General features: G+C 58.3%; 24 protein-coding genes. 9 read left to right on the top strand and 15 right to left on the bottom strand.

What is annotated here, in order from left to right; genetic code table 11:
- Window positions 1-51: 51 nt before the first annotated feature.
- Complete coding sequence (gene tnpB / locus ACE10X_RS21210; protein WP_075969263.1) at window positions 52-402, bottom strand: IS66 family insertion sequence element accessory protein TnpB; 351 nt, start codon at window positions 400-402, stop codon at window positions 52-54.
- On the bottom strand, window positions 399-770 hold the full coding sequence (locus ACE10X_RS21215) for a transposase (protein WP_039187448.1): 372 nt from the start codon (window positions 768-770) through the stop codon (window positions 399-401). Before ACE10X_RS21215 ends, tnpB begins: the two co-directional genes overlap by 4 nt.
- 70 nt (window positions 771-840) lie before the next feature.
- Between ACE10X_RS21215 and ACE10X_RS21220 the strand changes: the two genes are divergently transcribed.
- A protein-coding gene (locus ACE10X_RS21220) for an IS5 family transposase (RefSeq protein ID WP_110115998.1) occupies window positions 841-1,601 on the top strand; the annotation gives its coding sequence in 2 pieces (ribosomal slippage) (window positions 841-1,180 and window positions 1,180-1,601; 762 coding nt in all).
- 74 nt (window positions 1,602-1,675) lie between these two features.
- Here ACE10X_RS21220 and ACE10X_RS21225 read toward each other — a convergent pair.
- The gene (locus ACE10X_RS21225) at window positions 1,676-1,837 is read right to left on the bottom strand and encodes a hypothetical protein (RefSeq protein ID WP_375764535.1); all 162 of its coding nucleotides are present in this window, start codon (window positions 1,835-1,837) and stop codon (window positions 1,676-1,678) included.
- 219 nt (window positions 1,838-2,056) lie between these two features.
- Window positions 2,057-2,536 (bottom strand): phage terminase small subunit P27 family, encoded by a 480-nt coding sequence (locus tag ACE10X_RS21230; RefSeq protein ID WP_375764536.1) that lies wholly within the window; start codon window positions 2,534-2,536, stop codon window positions 2,057-2,059.
- Window positions 2,537-3,096: 560 nt separating this feature from the next.
- Between ACE10X_RS21230 and ACE10X_RS21235 the strand changes: the two genes are divergently transcribed.
- The 4 genes from ACE10X_RS21235 to ACE10X_RS21250 all read left to right on the top strand — a co-directional run bounded on the left by ACE10X_RS21235 (window position 3,097) and on the right by ACE10X_RS21250 (window position 5,346).
- Window positions 3,097-3,318 carry a response regulator gene (locus ACE10X_RS21235; protein ID WP_375764537.1) on the top strand — a complete coding sequence of 74 codons (222 nt, stop codon included), beginning with the start codon at window positions 3,097-3,099 and terminating at the stop codon, window positions 3,316-3,318.
- A gap of 72 nt (window positions 3,319-3,390) precedes the next feature.
- Window positions 3,391-3,723 (top strand): response regulator transcription factor, encoded by a 333-nt coding sequence (locus ACE10X_RS21240; protein ID WP_375764595.1) that lies wholly within the window; start codon window positions 3,391-3,393, stop codon window positions 3,721-3,723.
- The gene (locus tag ACE10X_RS21245; protein ID WP_375764538.1) at window positions 3,713-4,060 is read left to right on the top strand and encodes a response regulator transcription factor; all 348 of its coding nucleotides are present in this window, start codon (window positions 3,713-3,715) and stop codon (window positions 4,058-4,060) included. The genes ACE10X_RS21240 and ACE10X_RS21245 overlap by 11 nt, the downstream gene beginning before the upstream one ends.
- A 488-nt stretch (window positions 4,061-4,548) precedes the next feature.
- A complete protein-coding gene (locus ACE10X_RS21250; RefSeq protein WP_375764539.1) occupies window positions 4,549-5,346 on the top strand; it encodes a hypothetical protein in 798 nt (265 codons plus the stop codon).
- Between the two features lie 250 nt (window positions 5,347-5,596).
- Here the strand turns inward: ACE10X_RS21250 and ligD are convergent, their stop codons facing one another.
- Window positions 5,597-6,502, bottom strand: coding sequence for a non-homologous end-joining DNA ligase (gene ligD, locus ACE10X_RS21255; RefSeq protein ID WP_375764540.1), 906 nt, complete (start codon window positions 6,500-6,502; stop codon window positions 5,597-5,599).
- 384 nt (window positions 6,503-6,886) lie between these two features.
- On the opposite strand from ligD, the gene ACE10X_RS21260 reads away from it, so the two are divergent.
- Together ACE10X_RS21260 and ACE10X_RS21265 are read left to right on the top strand one after the other, a co-directional pair.
- On the top strand, window positions 6,887-7,303 hold the full coding sequence (locus tag ACE10X_RS21260) for a hypothetical protein (RefSeq protein ID WP_375764541.1): 417 nt from the start codon (window positions 6,887-6,889) through the stop codon (window positions 7,301-7,303).
- A 5-nt stretch (window positions 7,304-7,308) separates the two neighbouring features.
- Window positions 7,309-7,971, top strand: a complete 663-nt coding sequence (locus ACE10X_RS21265; RefSeq protein WP_375764542.1) for an SOS response-associated peptidase — start codon at window positions 7,309-7,311, stop codon at window positions 7,969-7,971.
- Window positions 7,972-7,999: 28 nt separating this feature from the next.
- On the opposite strand, the gene ACE10X_RS21270 is transcribed toward ACE10X_RS21265, so the two are convergent.
- The 7 genes from ACE10X_RS21270 to ACE10X_RS21300 all read right to left on the bottom strand — a co-directional run bounded on the left by ACE10X_RS21270 (window position 8,000) and on the right by ACE10X_RS21300 (window position 13,203).
- The gene (locus ACE10X_RS21270; protein WP_375764543.1) at window positions 8,000-8,566 is read right to left on the bottom strand and encodes a hypothetical protein; all 567 of its coding nucleotides are present in this window, start codon (window positions 8,564-8,566) and stop codon (window positions 8,000-8,002) included.
- Window positions 8,567-8,600: 34 nt separating this feature from the next.
- Entirely contained in the window at window positions 8,601-9,350 is a 750-nt protein-coding gene (locus ACE10X_RS21275) for a hypothetical protein (protein WP_375764544.1), read from the bottom strand.
- A 127-nt stretch (window positions 9,351-9,477) separates the two neighbouring features.
- Window positions 9,478-9,978, bottom strand: coding sequence for a DUF4411 family protein (locus ACE10X_RS21280; RefSeq protein WP_375764545.1), 501 nt, complete (start codon window positions 9,976-9,978; stop codon window positions 9,478-9,480).
- A gap of 12 nt (window positions 9,979-9,990) precedes the next feature.
- Window positions 9,991-11,208: an ImmA/IrrE family metallo-endopeptidase gene (locus ACE10X_RS21285; RefSeq protein WP_375764546.1), complete on the bottom strand. Its 1,218-nt coding sequence runs from the start codon at window positions 11,206-11,208 to the stop codon at window positions 9,991-9,993.
- Between the two features lie 223 nt (window positions 11,209-11,431).
- Window positions 11,432-11,791, bottom strand: a complete 360-nt coding sequence (locus ACE10X_RS21290; RefSeq protein ID WP_375764547.1) for a hypothetical protein — start codon at window positions 11,789-11,791, stop codon at window positions 11,432-11,434.
- Window positions 11,792-11,796: 5 nt separating this feature from the next.
- Window positions 11,797-12,849: a hypothetical protein gene (locus ACE10X_RS21295; RefSeq protein ID WP_375764548.1), complete on the bottom strand. Its 1,053-nt coding sequence runs from the start codon at window positions 12,847-12,849 to the stop codon at window positions 11,797-11,799.
- A 72-nt stretch (window positions 12,850-12,921) separates the two neighbouring features.
- Entirely contained in the window at window positions 12,922-13,203 is a 282-nt protein-coding gene (locus tag ACE10X_RS21300) for a hypothetical protein (RefSeq protein WP_375764549.1), read from the bottom strand.
- A 28-nt stretch (window positions 13,204-13,231) separates the two neighbouring features.
- On the opposite strand from ACE10X_RS21300, the gene ACE10X_RS21305 reads away from it, so the two are divergent.
- The gene (locus tag ACE10X_RS21305) at window positions 13,232-13,426 is read left to right on the top strand and encodes a hypothetical protein (protein WP_375764550.1); all 195 of its coding nucleotides are present in this window, start codon (window positions 13,232-13,234) and stop codon (window positions 13,424-13,426) included.
- A 238-nt stretch (window positions 13,427-13,664) separates the two neighbouring features.
- On the opposite strand, the gene ACE10X_RS21310 is transcribed toward ACE10X_RS21305, so the two are convergent.
- The 3 genes from ACE10X_RS21310 to ACE10X_RS21320 form a co-directional block, all read right to left on the bottom strand.
- A complete protein-coding gene (locus tag ACE10X_RS21310; RefSeq protein ID WP_375764551.1) occupies window positions 13,665-14,903 on the bottom strand; it encodes a VapE domain-containing protein in 1,239 nt (412 codons plus the stop codon).
- The gene (locus tag ACE10X_RS21315) at window positions 14,896-15,786 is read right to left on the bottom strand and encodes a bifunctional DNA primase/polymerase (protein WP_375764552.1); all 891 of its coding nucleotides are present in this window, start codon (window positions 15,784-15,786) and stop codon (window positions 14,896-14,898) included. Before ACE10X_RS21315 ends, ACE10X_RS21310 begins: the two co-directional genes overlap by 8 nt.
- A 109-nt stretch (window positions 15,787-15,895) precedes the next feature.
- Window positions 15,896-16,144: a hypothetical protein gene (locus ACE10X_RS21320; RefSeq protein ID WP_375764553.1), complete on the bottom strand. Its 249-nt coding sequence runs from the start codon at window positions 16,142-16,144 to the stop codon at window positions 15,896-15,898.
- 122 nt (window positions 16,145-16,266) lie between these two features.
- Between ACE10X_RS21320 and ACE10X_RS21325 the strand changes: the two genes are divergently transcribed.
- The gene (locus tag ACE10X_RS21325; RefSeq protein ID WP_375764554.1) at window positions 16,267-16,590 is read left to right on the top strand and encodes a hypothetical protein; all 324 of its coding nucleotides are present in this window, start codon (window positions 16,267-16,269) and stop codon (window positions 16,588-16,590) included.
- Window positions 16,591-17,327 lie beyond the last annotated feature (737 nt).

The raw sequence follows: 17,327 nt of genomic DNA on the forward strand, positions 1-17,327 counted from the left end.
ATGGAATCACAGCTCCGCCCGGTACGCATCAGTGCCGTTACGTTCGAGCGCTCAACCAACAGCTTCCGGGCGCCACGTCCGCTGCGGATGCCGCCAGTCGATGCCTTCGAGCAGATAGCCGAGCTGGGCCGGCGTGATCGTCACGGCTCCGTCCACAGCCTGTGGCCAGATGAAGCGGCCGCGCTCCAGCCGCTTGGCGAACAGGCACATGCCCTGGCCGTCGTGCCACAGCACCTTGATCAGCCCGCCGCTGCGGCCGCGGAACACGAACAGATGGCCGCCATGCGGATCGCGCTTCAAGGTCTCCTGGACCAGCAGCGCCAGGCCGTCGAAGCCCTTGCGCATGTCGGTATGGCCGCTCGCCAGCCAGACCTGTGTGCCGGAGGGGATCGGGATCGTCATCGCGAACCCGCCCGGAGCGCCGTGATCACCGCCGTCACCGTCGCGGCATCCGCCGCGCCGCTGATCCGGATCTTGGTCTCAGTCCCGATCTCGACTTCGATCAGCCCCTGAGGCGGAGCTGCCGCTGCGTGAAGATCGGGATCGGCTGCAATCGTCACAGCGGCGAAGCCGGGCACGGCAGTCTCCTCGCCGCACAGCTGCTGGCGCCAGCGGAACACCTGGCTGGAATGCACACCAAACGCGCGCGCCACGCCCAGGATCGTCGCACCCGGCTGCAACGCTGCAGCGACGATGCGCTCCTTGTCAGCCCGCGACCAATGCCGCCGTCGCCGCTCCGACGTGATCACTTCCACTTCCGCTTTGGCCATAGGACTAGGGTCTGTACCTAAATAGCGCCACGTGATTCTCTTGCCTACGTGTTGATTCGGGGGCGAGAGAATGCGCGCTGGTTTGTTTTGGCTGAACGACAGGCAATGGGCGCGTATCGAACCGCATCTGCCGAGGGGACTGACGGGGCCGGATCGGGACGACGACCGACGCATCGTCAGCGGCATCATTCACATGCTGCAATCGGGTGCACGATGGCGTGATTGTCCACGTGAATACGGCCCTTACACGACGATCTACAATCGCTTCAATCGCTGGGCCAAGCGAGGACGATGGTGCGCAATCTTCGAAGCGCTGGCCAAGCCTGGCGAAGACGGCGTCGTACTGTCGCTCGACTCGACCTCGATTAAAGCTCACCGGTGTGCCTCCGGCGGAAAAGGGGGGAGCACAATCAAGCAATCGGCCGCTCGCGCGGAGGCCGCACGACAAAAATCCATGCGCTGAGCGATCCGCTCTGCCGGCCGGTCGTCCTGCATCTGACTCCAGGCCAGGATGCCGATATCGCTGCGGCTCCCGATGTCCTGGCGCTCGCGCCACCCATGAGCGTGCTCCTCGCCGACAAAGGGTATGATGGCGACAAGCTTCGCGGCGAAATCATTCGTCGTGGCGCCAAGCCCGTAATCCCCAATAAATCTAACCGTGTCGTCATCCATCGCTTCAACAAACGCGCCTACAAAGGACGAAATGTCATCGAACGCTGCTTTTGCAGGCTCAAGGACTTCCGGCGCATCGCCACGCGATATGACAAGCTCGCCCGTAATTTTTTGGCCGCTGTTCATCTCGCCGCTCTCGTCGCATATTGGCTCAATTGAGTCTGGACCCTAGGATTTTTTTTGTCGCCTGATGGACTCCTCTTCGAGAAACTCGACGCTATAAGGATGATTACTCACATCACCGCAATTGGGTATGCCGTTGTCTCCTTTGTCGTCGCAATCTTTATCTCCTTGTGCATATTGGCGGCGCTTATCATTTTTGCAGTGCAGGCGCTCACCTCATGGGCGTTTGGGTGGACGCTGTTATCTACGGGCTTCTTGGTCGAAGTAGCCATTGAGCCGCTTCCATTTGGAAAGCATTCTTTGGGGCACATAGATTGGACCGCCAGTTCGATTGGGCTCGATGGACTGCTGCACAGTTGGACGTACGCTCATCCTGTCGCAATAATCCATCTGCAGAACTGGGTTAGGGAGCGGCTAGAGGAAAGGTTGCCCAGGACGGCTTCTTGACTACCGCCCATAAACTGTAGTTTGCATTCCGCAACGCCGACCAGTTAACGCAGCAGCCCGTCGAATTTTCCGGACGATGGCGGCGCGTAACCACCTGCCAGCCTCGTGCGGGCAACCGGCGTCAGGCCGAACTCGGCAGCGTAGCGGATCACATCGCTGGCGTGCTTGCGGGCGACACTAACCAGCGGATTCATTGCGGCGTCACCATACTTGGTTTTGATAATCATCGCGTTCATGGTCGGATCGTTTGCTTGCATCTTCCCTAGCGCTTCAGCCGCCATCCGCCATTGGCCGAAAGCGTGGCAGTAGGCAGCGAGAGCTGGGACATCGACCTTGGTCAGAAGACCAAGGCGATGCAGTTCGGGTGCGGTAATCCACCATTCATCGGCGGCATAGCCGGTGATGAAGGGCGGCGGATCAGGCACATCAGCGGCGATCTCGGGCTGTGGCTCGGGCTTCATTGGCCGCTTGCCAGGGTTGCCACGGAGCACTTTCAGCGGAAACGGCACTGGTGGGTTGGGCATTGGACTGCCTCCGGGCGGGTTGTCGGCAAGTCTGCTCGGTTTGAAGCTAGGAAACGAGGGGTTCCGCAGAATAATTTTTCTGGGCAAAAAGCGCGAACTGCGGGCGCTAAAATGGGAGCGCCGCCAGCGCTCGGAGACGCTATAGTGCCTATTGAGCGATCCGCCCCCCGGCCCCTGAACAAGCTCAGCCCATCGCGCAGCCGCTGGTGAGTTATTTTGAGGTGGCCGGTAACCATACAGCGGCGAGCTGCTCGAAGGCATCAGCGACTCTCTCCGCGGCAAAATGCTCACAGAGAGCCAGTCGTGCTCACTCACTACGATCATTCGCACTGCGCGCCAACTTGAAAGTTCCGTCGCTCCGCTTGGTGGAACCTTTCGTGCAAGCATCACGACCAACGGCTTTGGGTTCACCCTTGTGGGTGAGACAATCTATTCCGGTGGGCGCAGGGTCCTGTTTTTCAGACCTCGCCCCTCCCTGATCGCGGGTTGACCCTCACACCGGCAGTGGCATGTAGAGCATCATCCTATTGTAGTGGGTGGTGGGTGGGAGGACGAAGTCGGTGGAGGTGAGGGTTGGTCCGAAGTTTGTGCATATTGTCGAAGACAATGCGAACTTCCGCAAAGCAATTGAAGGCCTATTGAAGCAATTCAGATATGAGGTCTCCACCTATCCTTCGGCCCAGCACTTCCTGGATCGCTTGCCGAGCGACGACGTACCGAGTTGCATCCTTCTCGACGTGCGGCTGCCCGGAATGAGCGGGCCAGAGCTGCAACAGCGCTAGTCAGAACTCGGTTCGACGCTGCCCATCATATTCCTCTCCGGTTACACTGACGTTGCGACCACCGTGAAGACCATGAAGGCCGGTGGAGAGGATTTCCTGATCAAGCCTGTATCATCGGATCAGCTTCTTCCAGCCGTCGAACGAGCCATCGCACATCACAAGGCGATGCTTAACCTGAAGCAAACTCGCGCCCAAATTCTCTCCCGTCTTGCAACGTTAACGCCGCGCGAACGGCAAGTCTTTGAACTTGTCATTCGCGGCAAAACCAACAAGCAGATGGCCGATGCCTTGGGTGCGACCGAGCGCACCATGAAGGCGCACCGTCACGGCGTGATGACTAAGATGCAGGTTCGATCCTTAGTGGAACTGGTTTCGCTTACATCGGAACCGCGTATTGGTCGTTGATGATGATCCGGGAATGTTGAAGGGCGTTGAGCGGCTGCTTCGGCATAATGCCTACGAACCCATCCTGTTTTCGTCTGCGGAAGCCTTCCAGAGCCACACTGATTTTGACGGCGCGGTTTGCCTAATCCTCGACATCAACCTGAAGGATGGGTCGGGTATCGAGCTAAGGTATCGTCTCAAGGCTGACGGCGTTTCGGTGCCGGTTATCTACATGACCGGGAACGACAGCCTGGACGTTCAAAAGGCAGCGCTGGCCTCCGGGTGCATCGCCTTTCTGAAAAAGCCATTCGCAGCCCAGGAGCTGATAGAGCCACTCAGGAAGGCCGAGCGGCTCTAACACCAGCGGGTCTCGCAGAGGGTCTGCTGGGGCACCTGCGCCAGCGGACTCGCTTAAGGCTTGGAGGCTCCTCAAACGAGTCCGCTACGCCGCCGCTGCTTTCCCCTTGATCGATACTGTCGATCAGCTGACGGCGCGTCTGCACGCTCTTCAACATAAGCAGGCGGAACATAATTACCGTGTTGAGGCAGCCACACTGTCTGCTCCCGCCATGGGCAGTCGTTGGTGAATGCGGGCCGCAAAGGCTGCAGGGATCGATCCACGTGTCCAATATTGGGGTGGTGCCTCGCGCTCGGAACCGTCCGCGCGATCAGCCTGCGGGCTAACGGTCGTAGCCGTACAAATAGCAACCTTTCCCGGACAGCAGCATCTTACTCATCGCTGGCGCTGACTTACCTCGCCAAAGCCCGAGTGATCTGCCCCGTTCTGCTTGTTGGCGGCCAGAGTGAGCGGCGTGTGCGGGGGCGTTTCTGTGATTGAGATCAAGAATGATTTTCATGTTGTTTGCTGCGGCTATTGCCGCCTTATTTTTTATCGGCTCACTCCTCTTGCTGCATTTGGGTCAACAGCTCGGTCAGCGACATCGCAAGCGAAACGGTAGCGAAGGCATTGGAGGCTTAGCGACCGTTGAGGGCGCAATTTTCGGTTTGATGGGTCTATTGCTGGCATTCACCATCTCGGGTGCACTGCAACGCTTCGATGATCGCCGACAATTAGTCATTCAGGAAGCGACGGCGGCCACCACCGCATATGACAGATTAAGCCTTTTCGGCGGGGACGATGCGCTCAGGCTTCAGACCGGCCTCAAAGAATACGTCCGCGCCCGAATCGATCTATATCGCATGGCCCATGATTTCTTGCTGCTCCAGCGGGCGGAAGATTTCTCGGACCAGCAGGAAAAAAATGTGCTCGAACTCAAGAACCAGTTATGGGACGCGGCGGTGGCGGCATGCCCGCAACCGAACTACCGTCCTGCCTGCGCGTTATCGCTTCCAGCTCTGAATAGCCTTTTTGAGGTCGCACGCCTGCGCGCAGGTGCCGCCGAGAAGCACCCGCCGCAGATCATCTACTTCATGCTGTTCGGCCTTGGCCTTGGTTGCTCGTTACTCGCCGGGTTCGGGATGGCCGCAAGCGCCGGACACAGTTGGATACACATGCTGCTCTTTGCAGGAACCCTCACCGTCGCGCTCTACATCGTGACCGATATGGAATATCCGCGTCTTGGCCTGATCCGGATCGAGAGTTTCGATCACTTCCTCTCGGACGGTTACGATCAAATGCGATAAGTCGGATCGATCCATGGCTCGCGTCACTCTGCGTAGCTGCTAATCATCCGATCGTATTGCCAGAACGCCAACACGAAACCGGCTCCGCATATAATCCAGAAAACTAATTCCCAGTTGATCGGCGGCATTCGCATCGATCCCTCCGGCAAGAGAGCCGGCGTCATTAGTGCGCACCTTTTGGTCCAATCGTTGATTTCGATCAATCGCGTTTGAGAGGCCAGCGCGGGTGAGCACCCAGCAACTGCTGGATTCAGGTACGGCCCGATCCCTTGCCCAGCCCCTTGAACGAACTCGCCCGCAGCAAGCCTTCCGACGTGACGTCGCGGTACTCAACATCGGCATAGAACTTTGGCTCGACCCATGTTGCTTTCGGTTTTCTGATAGGTCTGGTCAGCTTTGACTTCGGGCTGACCACGGTATCGAGCTGCTTTCTGATCTGGCTTGAGACGGTGCGGGACCAGCCCGTGCCAACCTTGCCCATGTAGACTAGCTCTTTGCCTTCCTGCTTGCCGAGATAGAGTGCGGCGACACCACTCGGGTCTTTGACAAAGCCGACGACAGGGAATTTGCCTTTCTGCACGGTCTTGATCTTCAGCCAGTTCTCATTTCGCTCCGACCGATACGGGGCGTCGGCTCGCTTGGATATGATGCCCTCCCAATTCAGCTTGGCGGCATGCTCGAACATCTGCTGACCGTCGCCGATGAGATGTTCGGAAAACAGCACGGGCAGCTCGACATCGTTTTCGCCGAGCAGGTCCAGCAACAGTTGCTTGCGCTCGATCTGCGGCAGCTTGCGGAGGTCGCCATTCCGCCAGAGAAGGTCGAAGGCGTAGTAGATCAGGCGGCCCTGCCTGCCCGCAGCCAGCTCTGCCTGCAGTTCCGAGAAGTTGGTGCGTCCTTCATGGACGACCACCACCTCCCCATCGATGATGGCTTCGCCCGGAATGGCTAGAGCGCCGGCGATCTCCGTGAAGCGCTTGGTCCAATCCAGTCCGTTGCGGGTAAAGACTTTCTTCCGTCCCCGGTTGAGATGGACCTGAATGCGATAGCCGTCATACTTGATTTCATGGAGCCATTGATCGCCCTGGGGCGCTTTGGTTCTCAGGGTGGCGAGCTGGGGTTTAATGAACCCCGGCATCTCGATACGCTTTGGCACTCGGGAAAATCACAAACGCCCGCCGCACCTTGGGGGCAATGGCGAGCATTTTACTTACTTCCCCAACATCTCGAACAATCAGGGGACGTGATCGCTCTGGCCACCACCAATGGTTTGCAGATTTTTCCCGAACGATTTCCAGCCTCGTAACACCGTGATTCTACGGAATCCTCAATTCTGCTGGGCGCGATAAACTTGCTCCGGCCAGCGTGGTGTTTTCATCCCGAACAAATTTGGGCTGGCGGAGGGCCGCAGGAATGCGGCCCTTTTGCCATCCGGTAGTTGCGCCATTCGCTCATGCCACAATGCGCCGGGGTTCCGGCAATCGCCACTACCAGCCCTAGTGCAATTTGCGTTGCGCTCCGCGACCCGCTTTGATGTGCGATGGGCACCAAGTCACGAGAATCCATCTACGGCGCGTCAGTTCGGGCTGCGGCGGAACAGGCTGCGGAGGCGCGCAAGACAGCCGACCGCTTAGCCTGCGAGGCCTGGAACAAGCGGATGCTCGGCTTTCAGGGACCGGCGCAGCCTTCTCCTGCATTGGGTGATGCTCTCAACGCCGGCTACCTCTACCTTGAAGTCAAATGTCTGGGCTGCAGCACGCATCAAACCGTGCCGCTAAACATAGTCCGCCGACCGAAGGCTACGCCGATCCATGAGCTGGAGCGCTACATGCGGTGCAAGGATTGCTCGCGGCTTCAAGGGCGACCGTACAAGCGGAGCCATCTGATCGCGCTGCGGGCGACGAAGATTTCCGCAAACGATCCGGCGTCAACGTGGTGGCCGGGCGAGCGGGATTAGGGACAATGTGCAATCTCTATTCGATCACCACGAACCAAGAAGCCATCCGCGCGCTCTTTAGTGTCGTGAACCGTTACGTGGGCAACCTGCCGCCGATGCCTGGCGTATTCCCGGATTATCCGGCGCCGGTGATCCGCAATGCCGGTGACGAGCGCGAGCTGACGATGATGCGCTGGGGCATGCCGCCACCACCGCGCGCTGGCGGGCCGCCGGTGACCAATATTCGCAACACCAGCTCTCCGCACTGGCGGATGTGGCTGAGGCCGGAGAACCGCTGCCTAGTCCCCTTTAACAGCTTCGCCGAATACGCCCCCGAGCCCAATCCGGAGACCAAGAAAAAGGATGTGGTCTGGTTCGCGATGAGCGACGAACGACCGCTGCTGGCCTTCGCGGGTATCTGGACCGAAATCAAGGGCGACCGGGGCACCAAGTCGAAGCCGATCCCGGGGCCGCACCTCGTTTACGGCTTTCTGACAACGACGCCGAACGCCGTGGTCGAGCCGATCCATCCCAAGGCCATGCCGGTGATCCTGACGACCGATGAGGAACGCGATGTATGGATGCGCGCGCCGTGGGACGAGGCGAAGGCGTTGCAGCGGCCTTTGCCGGATGATGCGCTCAAGATCGTGATGCGTGGTGTCGACAAAGAAGACAAGGCCGCTGCATAGCGGCTCATCCGAGGGAGGTTGGTAGTTCTTATCTTGGTTGCTTGAGCGCCCGAGCAATGACCTTGTCAGCCGTACTCTTTTTCTTCCCGATCTCATCCATGATAATTAAGACAATACGTATAGCGAGAAGAAAGTTTGCCTTTGCCGGCAAATTCAGCGGAGTGCCATTGGGAAAAGTTCCATTTGTTCCTTGGATTGAGCGGGTCAGTTTGAGGCGGCTGACCTCTTGCGAAATCGGCTCGTCAGAGAATGAGATAAGCATCTTGGCATGCGCGAAAGCGTTCCGTATGGCACGCATAACATGAAGTTCGTCTGCAAGTGGGCGGGTTAGGATGCCGAATGCCTCGCCAGTCAAAATTTTCGAGTTGAAATCGCTCAACGGCCCCATGTTTTGAAACAGGCGATTTAGAAATTCTTTGTCTGTCCTCTTGAGGCGCGTCACGATCAACTTCTCAAGAGTTGCCTCGACAATGGAAACAGCGACGATGCCAGTATGCAAATCATCCTTATTCTGCAATCCATCGAATATTTTTTCGACCTCGCGCGGCGCCGGTAATCTGCGGCTCAATTCACGAAGCGCGTCACGTTTAGGCATTAATTCGTTCCGTTGCGATGGAGACTTCTCCCTCTTACTGCGTAAAACCCATGGCAATACGTTCAAGTTGACGTATTCGACGCCATACGTCGGTAATGTCTCCCGATAAAGAATGATCAAGACGAGCCGCTGCGGCCTTCCATTTTTCCAGACTAGTATCCATTAAATTGCGGCGTTGATCGTGCTCGTCGTCGGGGATATCTACGTCCCCCTCCTCATAGTCTAATCCTGAAGTGCTTTGCCGCATAATTGTAACCAAGTCGACGAGGCCCGATCGGACTGATTGCAGAGTGGCAATTGCATCAAGTCTGGCCTGCTGGGTCGGCGACGGCTCTGGATGGCGATTACTGTATCGCTGCATGTCACGCAGCGCCGCATCGCAAATCTCCATTTGACCGAACGCCGCATCCGGCCACGAGGAATAGATGTCTTCCCATGATCTATTGTCATAATCAAAGAGAAGACCGGGAAAGTGGTAGAAGTCGTCAGCTGCCTTCCTAATCCGATCGCGCTCGGCTTCGAGTGTTTCGGCAGACCTGGTAATCATAGTAACTGCCGCCGCCGCCGATTGTCGCCGTTGCTCCCTTAGCTGTCGATACACAGGCGCAGCAGCAAAATAGGCTGCCGCTAACGCTAAGAGAGCGGCCAGAAGTGTTTGCCATTTTTCAAGGCCAATCCAGACGCTGTCGGCGAAAAACGGCCCCGCGATGCCAGTCCATGCGACTAGGGCGCAGCTAAGCACCAAGATCGAGAAAGCCAGCAAGTCAGCATCGGGTTTACGCATAGGGCGAGATTTCCAGCCGGAGGGCATTGCAACCAAGGCAATAGACCAACTGGGATTGTCAATTCTGCCGCCCGCAAGATCACAAGTTTATTCTTGTGGGAGCACGGCACCGGAAGGAGCTTCGTTGTCAGACCCCGGCGGCTGCTCGCCAAGAAGTCGAGAAATCCAAAGCTCTTATCAGCCCGAAGCTGTCCATCCAGCCCACCTGCATTTGATTGCAAACGTCAGGTACCTTCCTGTTAGCCCGCTGCTTGCCTGGCTTAGAGATTTCATTGGTCACGACGCAGCGATCATTTCGCGATTTTAATCCATAAGAGATTAGGAATGGATCACGCCCAATGATTTCAACCTCTTGATCGGTCAAGTCAGCGGCATATCCTTCGTCGACGACTCGTCGAACGAGGGCAACGTCTGCCGCTTCATCCAAACACAACGCATCCAAATTGTCGCGATCTGACAGCCAATCGGCTAGATCGTCTGTACCCTCGCGAATTTCCTCAACCATCTCCAACGGCATTTTCAGCTTACCTTCGGAGCCTTGATAAACAAGCCATTCCCAAAACTCGGGAACGCGATCCAATGGATAATAGAGCCGATTTGCCGTTATGAGGATGTTGGCGTCGAGCAAATGTAACAATTGTTACCCCTGCACCGACTTTAAGTTAGCCGGTCCTCTCGCAGCGCCGACGATGCTGTAGACATTGGTAGGTTTGACGCCGAGAACTTTGGCCGCCTTAGAGGGCGACATTGTTCTTTCCGTCATCATTCGACCGGCAAAGGTGACCAGAGCCTCGCCGAGACGGTGCCGTCTCACGACATAATAATTCGGGCCACCCTCGCGCTCACGATTCCTCTCTCGTTCGGTGGCGCGAGACGCTTTCCATTGATTGCGATAGAGTGCAGTCAACCTACTCCAAAGATCACGTTCAATAATTCCTTCCCTTAACAGCTTGTAGGCAACCATTGACCGGCTAATATGCCGCTGCTCCGCGAAATCGTTTATGCGCGCAATGACAGTGTCGAAGGATGCACCGCGCAAGTCAGCCAGTCTGTTTATCTCCGACGCGGGCAGAAAAAATCGACCGGCCACATCGTTGCAAAATTGTTCAACGGCTGTTCCGGCTGTTGCGCCGCTGACTCCGCTCGCACCAAGCCAGACATGGCAGAGTTCGTGAAGCAACGTGAACGCCCATGCCGTTACGGCATCTTGGTCATTAATGACGATGAAGGGAGCAATGTCATCAGCCAGCGCAAAGCCGCGAAATGTCTCAACGTCTAGATTAGTGTGATGGCTGCCAAGATTTCCGATAAGCAAAACATAAATACCGGCCTTTTCGGCTCTCTCACGTAGGTAGGCGAACCCACCGGATTGCCGGTTCGTTCCGCGATACCGCTCAAGATCAAGGTCTAACGTCTCTTTGATCGACTGGAGAACAGCCTCGACGCCTTGGCGCATTGTCATCGACGCGACAAATGGAAGCCGAACAGCTTCGTCTTGATCCTCCAGCGCCGCACGAACAATCTGCTGGCGCGCGCGAACATCGCGAATTAGAGCATCGACCAAGGCGTCCTGCGCTGAAGAGTGCTCCGGCGGAAGCGTTCGGAAATCCTCGCCCCGTTCTCCCACCTTGGGAGGCTCTGACATATAAAATGTGAGCAACGGACGACGATATTGCTTGGCCATACGGACCAAGAGTGGACGCGACGGCTCGTATTCTCCCGACTCATACGCGGCGAGCCGGTCTTCGCCGGTCACACCGCGCGCCTCACCAATATCGAGTTTTGCTGCTGCATCCTCGATAGAGAGGCCGGCTGTCTCGCGCGCCCATTTCAGAATGTCGGGATTTACGCTTGGCATGAATAAGATATAGCCCAAAATTGGCGCAGGTCAGCCCTGCGGAACCAAATTCGTAGCCTTAAATGGCAAAAGATTACGTAACGAGCTTGGCTACTGCGGCGGCTCGCCATGGCTTCCAAATGGTACTTTGGGGCGGTTTGGGCGCTGGACCGGGCCTTTTGGGGAGATTGATGCCAAGGTCGTTTCGGATGTGCGGGGGTATATCGCGTGAGGGCCGCGAGGCTTAATTCAATCCGCCCCGCTGCAGTACCTCCGGCAAGTCGATCACCTTCGCCTGTTCGGCCCTTATCATGTGGCGCAGTTCGGCAATTGCGATCTGGTGTTCTGCCAGCTGGACGCTGATATGGCGGTCCTCGGCTGATCGGAGGTCGTTCGCGCCCACCAATTCCGCCAGCTTGAGTTCGAGATTGTGGATTTTCTCGGTCTGCGCCTTCAACTTCTCATCCTGATCTTCGATCATACCCTTTAGGTCGGCAACCAATTCGACGAGTACCTCCCGATCAAAGCTGCGTTTGCGGTCGATCCGTGAATCGCACCAGCGATTCCAGGCGGACCAGTCGGGCTCTCGGTTTCTGTCGCTCATGATACTCACCAGTTGACGTTGTTGATGACCTGCGCGCCTCCCGGCGTGACAGCCCACGCCGCGCGGGCACGCACACGGATCGAGATGAGGTGGGTTTGAAAAATGCTCTCGGTCGGCGCAGCCAGCACGCCACCCAAACTAACTATATCGGCTGGACTGCCATCTTCGAGATGGATGGTTGCTGACTTGCTGGTTTCGATCTGGGGCGCGCCCTGATAACCTGACGCAACCGCAGTCGGCGCAAAGCAGGCAACGGCCTTTGTCGGCAGTCCCAGCGTTGAAAGAACCGGATAATCGAACTTGGGACCAACCTTGATCTTGATGATCGTTGCTTCGCGCGGCGAGCAGACGAATACGGCTCCTGAAGGATCGATGCCCGACGCTCCGATTGCGCCGATCAAAGCACCGAGGTCTTCAGCCATAGCGTCGGGCCCAGCGGCAGCTGCCGTGGTAGGAGCCACGCCATGCAGCAGACCAGCAGGCTGGTCCTCATCGGCTGCGGCGTTGCCGAACGCGACGGCGTCGATGGACTTGTTGGAGCTGTCAGCGAGAACGCGCCCAACGAGAGCGCTCGCACTCGCTGGAGTAGCGGCCTCAAGATCGCCCGTAACGGCTGCGAGGATCAAAACCTTTCTCGCAGGGCCGAGCACAGTGGTGTCAAAGGTCCAGTGGACGTTGGGTGCTGGCTTTCCTTCTCCGACAAAGATAGCTGCGGGTGGAAGCGTAGCGAAGTTTGGGATGCGAATGGTGGTGATGCCGGCCAAGTCCAGCTGGAGCCCGCGCTCAAACAGCTGCAAGGCCGCGCTGGACGGCGCGAGGCTCTGGAACAATCCAGTCTTGTCGAATGCCGGGAAGTCATCGGTGCTAGTCGGGCTCTGGGCCGCCCGCAGGATCAGCGCGGCCCTATCATCATTTGGCCATGCGGCCTTGAGCACATTGGCCGGATCGGAATGCCGCAGGGTGGCGAGCGCGGAGGCGGCGACGGCGCGGTGCCAGGCACAGCTTTCGAGACGTTGCGCCTCGCGGTAATCTGGTCGCAGAGGAATTGGTTGGCTCATGGCAGACCGGTTCTGATTTGGTCCTAGCCTGCCACGTTCCGCGAGAGCCGAGCGTTACCGGTAACGGGGTTGCTAAACCCAAGGAAACTCCTCGTCTTGTTCCTCTCCGCGTTCGATGCGTTCGTAGAGCGCGCGGACCTTGTCCTCGGGCAGATCGTATACGGAAACCCAACCATTGCTTTCAGCGGACTTAACGAAGGTAACCCGCCCGATACAGTCGTCGGAATCGGGATCAGTTCCATAGGGATCGGCTATCTTGGCCCACCACCATGTGATTTTACAGGTCTCGACATCGATCATCCTCCCAGCCTCTTCGCGGCTCGCCAACCATGCTTGCCTCTTTTCGTTGATCATGGCTTTTCTCCCTTCATATTGAGCCTGAATGTTCTGCCGCTTCGCCTATCAGGCGGCGAATGGCCTCGCCTATCTGCTCGTGCTTGCAGGCGTCACTTTCAGCCAACCACCGCATTTTGATCAGAAGGCCGATGATCCGTTCGTCGACTACGACCGGCGCGACGATCTGGTGCCTCGCCAATCGCCGACGATAAGCCCGTTGCTTTTTCGCCTGGCGATCTGATGGTGGAGTGCGCTTTTTCATCAGTCGGTCACCTCGCGAAGCACCTTGCGAAACACTCCTCGGGCTGGTTGCTGTCGCCGTGGAGTGAGTAGGATGTCGCGCGGGGGGTGCGTAGAAGTCTTCGGGACGCACAAGACGCACTGGGACGCACTGGCTATATACCCCCACGCGGGGAACCCCTTATTGGGCCTACGTAGGGAAATGTGTCCCAATGCGTCCTGTGCGTCCCGAAAGCGTTTCATCCGCGCTCCCATAAACGTTGGCCTCCGATGCCGCGCTTCTTGGCGCGCCGCCAGCCCAAGCCGGTCATGATCGCGGCGATCCGACGCGCATCTGCGGTGCCCAGCTTGTCGATCTTTTTAAAGTCGAGAGCGCACTTGGCGATTTGCAGGACCGTGATCCGCCTGACTGTACCGAGATACTCGGCAACCGGCCCTTCCCAGACATCCGCCTCATAGCGCTCAGCCTGTTCGGCTCGCGCATGCTCGCGCTCAAATTCAGCGGTCGGCCACCACGCCGTGCCCTTGCGGTAGAGCGTAACCGCCTCGGCGAACAACTGATCGCGGTCGCGCTTCAGCGCCGCGATCTTGATGCTGACGGTCTTGATCGGCCAGAAGCGCCTGCCTCCGGTCTCGTCGCGTAGATAGGCATCCTTGTTGGTGGTTCCCACAAAGATGCACTGTCGAGGTTCGATCACCTCCATCCGGCCATAGGGCGGGCGGAACCGCTCGACCATGCGGCTGATGAAACTCTTGAGCAGGGAGGCTTCGGCCTTGTTCATGGCATGAAGTTCGGCGACCTCGATCAGCCATTTGCCGCGCAGATGCTGGCTAACATCTTTGCCAGCGGTGATTTCTGGCAGATTGTCGGAGAACCAGTCGCCCGCGAGGATGCGGCAGGCGGTTGATTTCAGAATGCCTTGTTCACCCTCCAGCACCAGCATGTGATCAGCTTGGCATCCCGGCGCGAAGATTCGGGCGACCAGACTGATCATAAACATCTGCCCGATGCCCCTGACGTATTCGGAATCTTCTGCGCCTAAGTAGGTGGTCAGCCACTGTTCCAGGCGCGCCTCATTGTCCCAGCGCAGTCCGTTGAGGTAGTCGCGAATCGGGTGAAACGGGCATTCGCTTGCGCGCGTCTCGACCGCCTGTTGCACGATCTCCCGCCCGATCCGGCGCAGCCCCTGCCACTGCAGATATTCCTGAATGGCAGCGATGTCGGCATCGCTCACCGGACGAACGGCGAAATCAGGCTCCGCCTTGAACAGCGGGCGAAGCAGGACCGGCACGCATAGCATTTCATTGAAGGCGAACGCATCGCGGAACGCCTGATCCTCTCGCAGGGCCAGCAGCGCGTTGCCGAGGTTGCTGGCGATGTCGCTTTTCGTCCCCATCGTCTTGCCGACCCACGTACGATTGGCCTTGCCGCCCCGCGCGCGGCGGATGACTTCGAGATCATTTTCGGTGTCATGCATCGTGGGCCTCCTTGGCCATGATGCGTTCAGCGTGGCGGTGGACGATGCGCCGCCAGATGCGGTGGACCTCGGAGGCCTCTAGCGGTGGCCGGCAAACGTGCTCGTTCCACCAGAACAGAACGTCGAGCGCGACGGCAGGATCGAGATGGCGCACCAGATACCCACCGAAGCGGGCACAGGCGAGGTCTGCATATTCGGTAACCGGCTCGCGGGTCAGCTTGAGCCAGTTCTGGTACGGCTGCGGCAGACGCGGCGGATCAATCTGGCGCGGCGGCGATGCAAGCCTCTTCGCGAGCCACACCGGCAATTCTGCGAGCGGAATCTCGGCGGGATGGTGGTCAACAGACCACGCATAGCGGTTGGCCGTCAGATGCCGGGACGGTGGTGCGACGATGTAGCCATCGCGCGCCCTGATATCGATGCCGGGACCGAGCAGCGGATTGTCTCGCGCCTGGCTTGAGGCGATCTCGACGCCTTCGGGACATTTGAAGATCACATGCTCGCCGCCGCCGCCGGTCATCACCCGCCAAGTCGGCGGGAAGTTATGGGCGTGTTCCAGCGCGGCAAGTGAGCTGTCCCCGTCGTGACGCGGATCAACGTCCAGCACCACCAGGCGGTTGGTGACGACGCCGAGATTGGCCTGCGGTTCGTCGGCAAACCATCTCCGGATCACAGCCGGATCGGTCGAGGCACTAAGAAGCCCATTCGGCACTAGCCGCCCCAGCGGATGCTTCGCGCCTGAAATGCAGTCAGCCGCTTTCCGGCAGCTACAGACCGCGCGCCCGTTGACTCTGATTGGCCACGTCAGCGGCAGCACGGCATGGCCGTGCCTCGCAAATGCCAGAGCGGTGCTCTGTACTGAAATGGAGCTGGCGTCGATCATGGCCCGGTTCCTTATGCACCCTCTGGCGGGGCGGCTCGGATCGGGCTATATCGTCGGTGCTGTAGTGATGACGACCTTGCCCGGTCGGAAAATGTTCAAGCCTCGGAGGTCATCCTCCGAGGCTTTTTTCTGGTTCAGCAGCGAGACCGAAATTCAGCGGTCGCTCTTCGCGCATGATGCGCCTGACGATGCGGTCCCATTTTTGCTTCGGCACCAGCAAAAACCGACCGTCCCGCACAAGCGGAAAGTCGCCTGCATGTGCTCTGCGGAAGCTCGAAGCACGGCTCCAGCCGATCATGGCTCCAGCAACATCGACCGTGTAGTAGTGGCGTTGACGAAGCTCTTCAGGCAGCCGCATCTCGCAACCTCCATGAAATTGGTCGAGATCGACGCGAGCATGCCGCCGAGGCTGAGCACTGTAAATTGCAGGGTTTTTAGGCTGAGACGTGCTGAGCCGACTTGAGACGCGCTGAGTCAATTTTGAAAAAAATATTTGAGCGCGAGAGCGAGCAGCTTGCATTTCAATGCCGCGCGCGTCCGTCAGATCAGCTGCGAAGATGCGCGCAACGCTTCCAAGAAGTTGCCAGCGGAGAACAGGACGTGGGTGTTCAAGATCAGCGCAGCGCCGCTCAGCGGGTATCAGCGCCGCTCAAGCCTTGGAAAACTGAGCCGGGGCCTATTCGGGGCCTGATCCTTCCGAGCAGGCCGCTCTATTTTGCTAAAGCATTGAAAAGCCAGCATTTCTTTATGCTTGCGGCAAAGCCGTGTGGTCCTGACGCCCTAGCGGCAGGTGTCCTCTCGTAAGACGCGAAGCGTGTTGCGAAGGCGGTGACAAAAAAGCCCAGTCTCGCCGGGGAGAGCACGTATAAGCCGTAACCCATCGCGCAGGGAAAGCCGGATTGCTCCGGTTACACCTGTGGTCCTACCCCCGAGCTTTCTACCTTTTGCTCGGGGCCCATGGGTGCGATCGGCACCCGGCTTTCCCTGCGCCCTCTGTTCAAGACAGGGCGGAACGAAGAGCAAAGCTCGGACAAATCATGTCGCGAGAATGCGGATGTGTGACCCTCTGGCCGCGCAACACATTCAGTGTCGTCCCTGCGAAAGCAGGGACCCATAACCACAAATGCCGATTGTTGCGCGATGCTGATACGACGAGTCCCGTTCTCAACACCCGCCGCGGCGTATGGGTCCCTGCTTTCGCAGGGACGACATCGGTAGAGAGTCGTGTACCCTCATTCTCCCGGCGTCATGCCGCACACGCGGGCGTCCAGTACGCCGCGGCTCCTCGGCACAAGCACAGACGCCTCTGGAATACTGGATCACCCACATGCGCGGGGTGACGACACCGAATACGCTGTTTGACAGTTGAATCCGCGAGCAGCGGCTGTCCTTCAATCCCGCTACTCAAGCGAGCTCCATCACAAGGCGGCAATCTATCGGCTATGTGGTCAGGCCCGCGTCAGGTTCCCATAAGGACTGGTAATACATGGTTGCGCGGCGGCCACGATTGTTGCGGCGCGGCAACGGTGCTTGAACATTTA

This window comes from Bradyrhizobium sp. Pha-3, assembly GCF_042258325.1.
Lineage (GTDB): Bacteria > Pseudomonadota > Alphaproteobacteria > Rhizobiales > Xanthobacteraceae > Bradyrhizobium > Bradyrhizobium elkanii.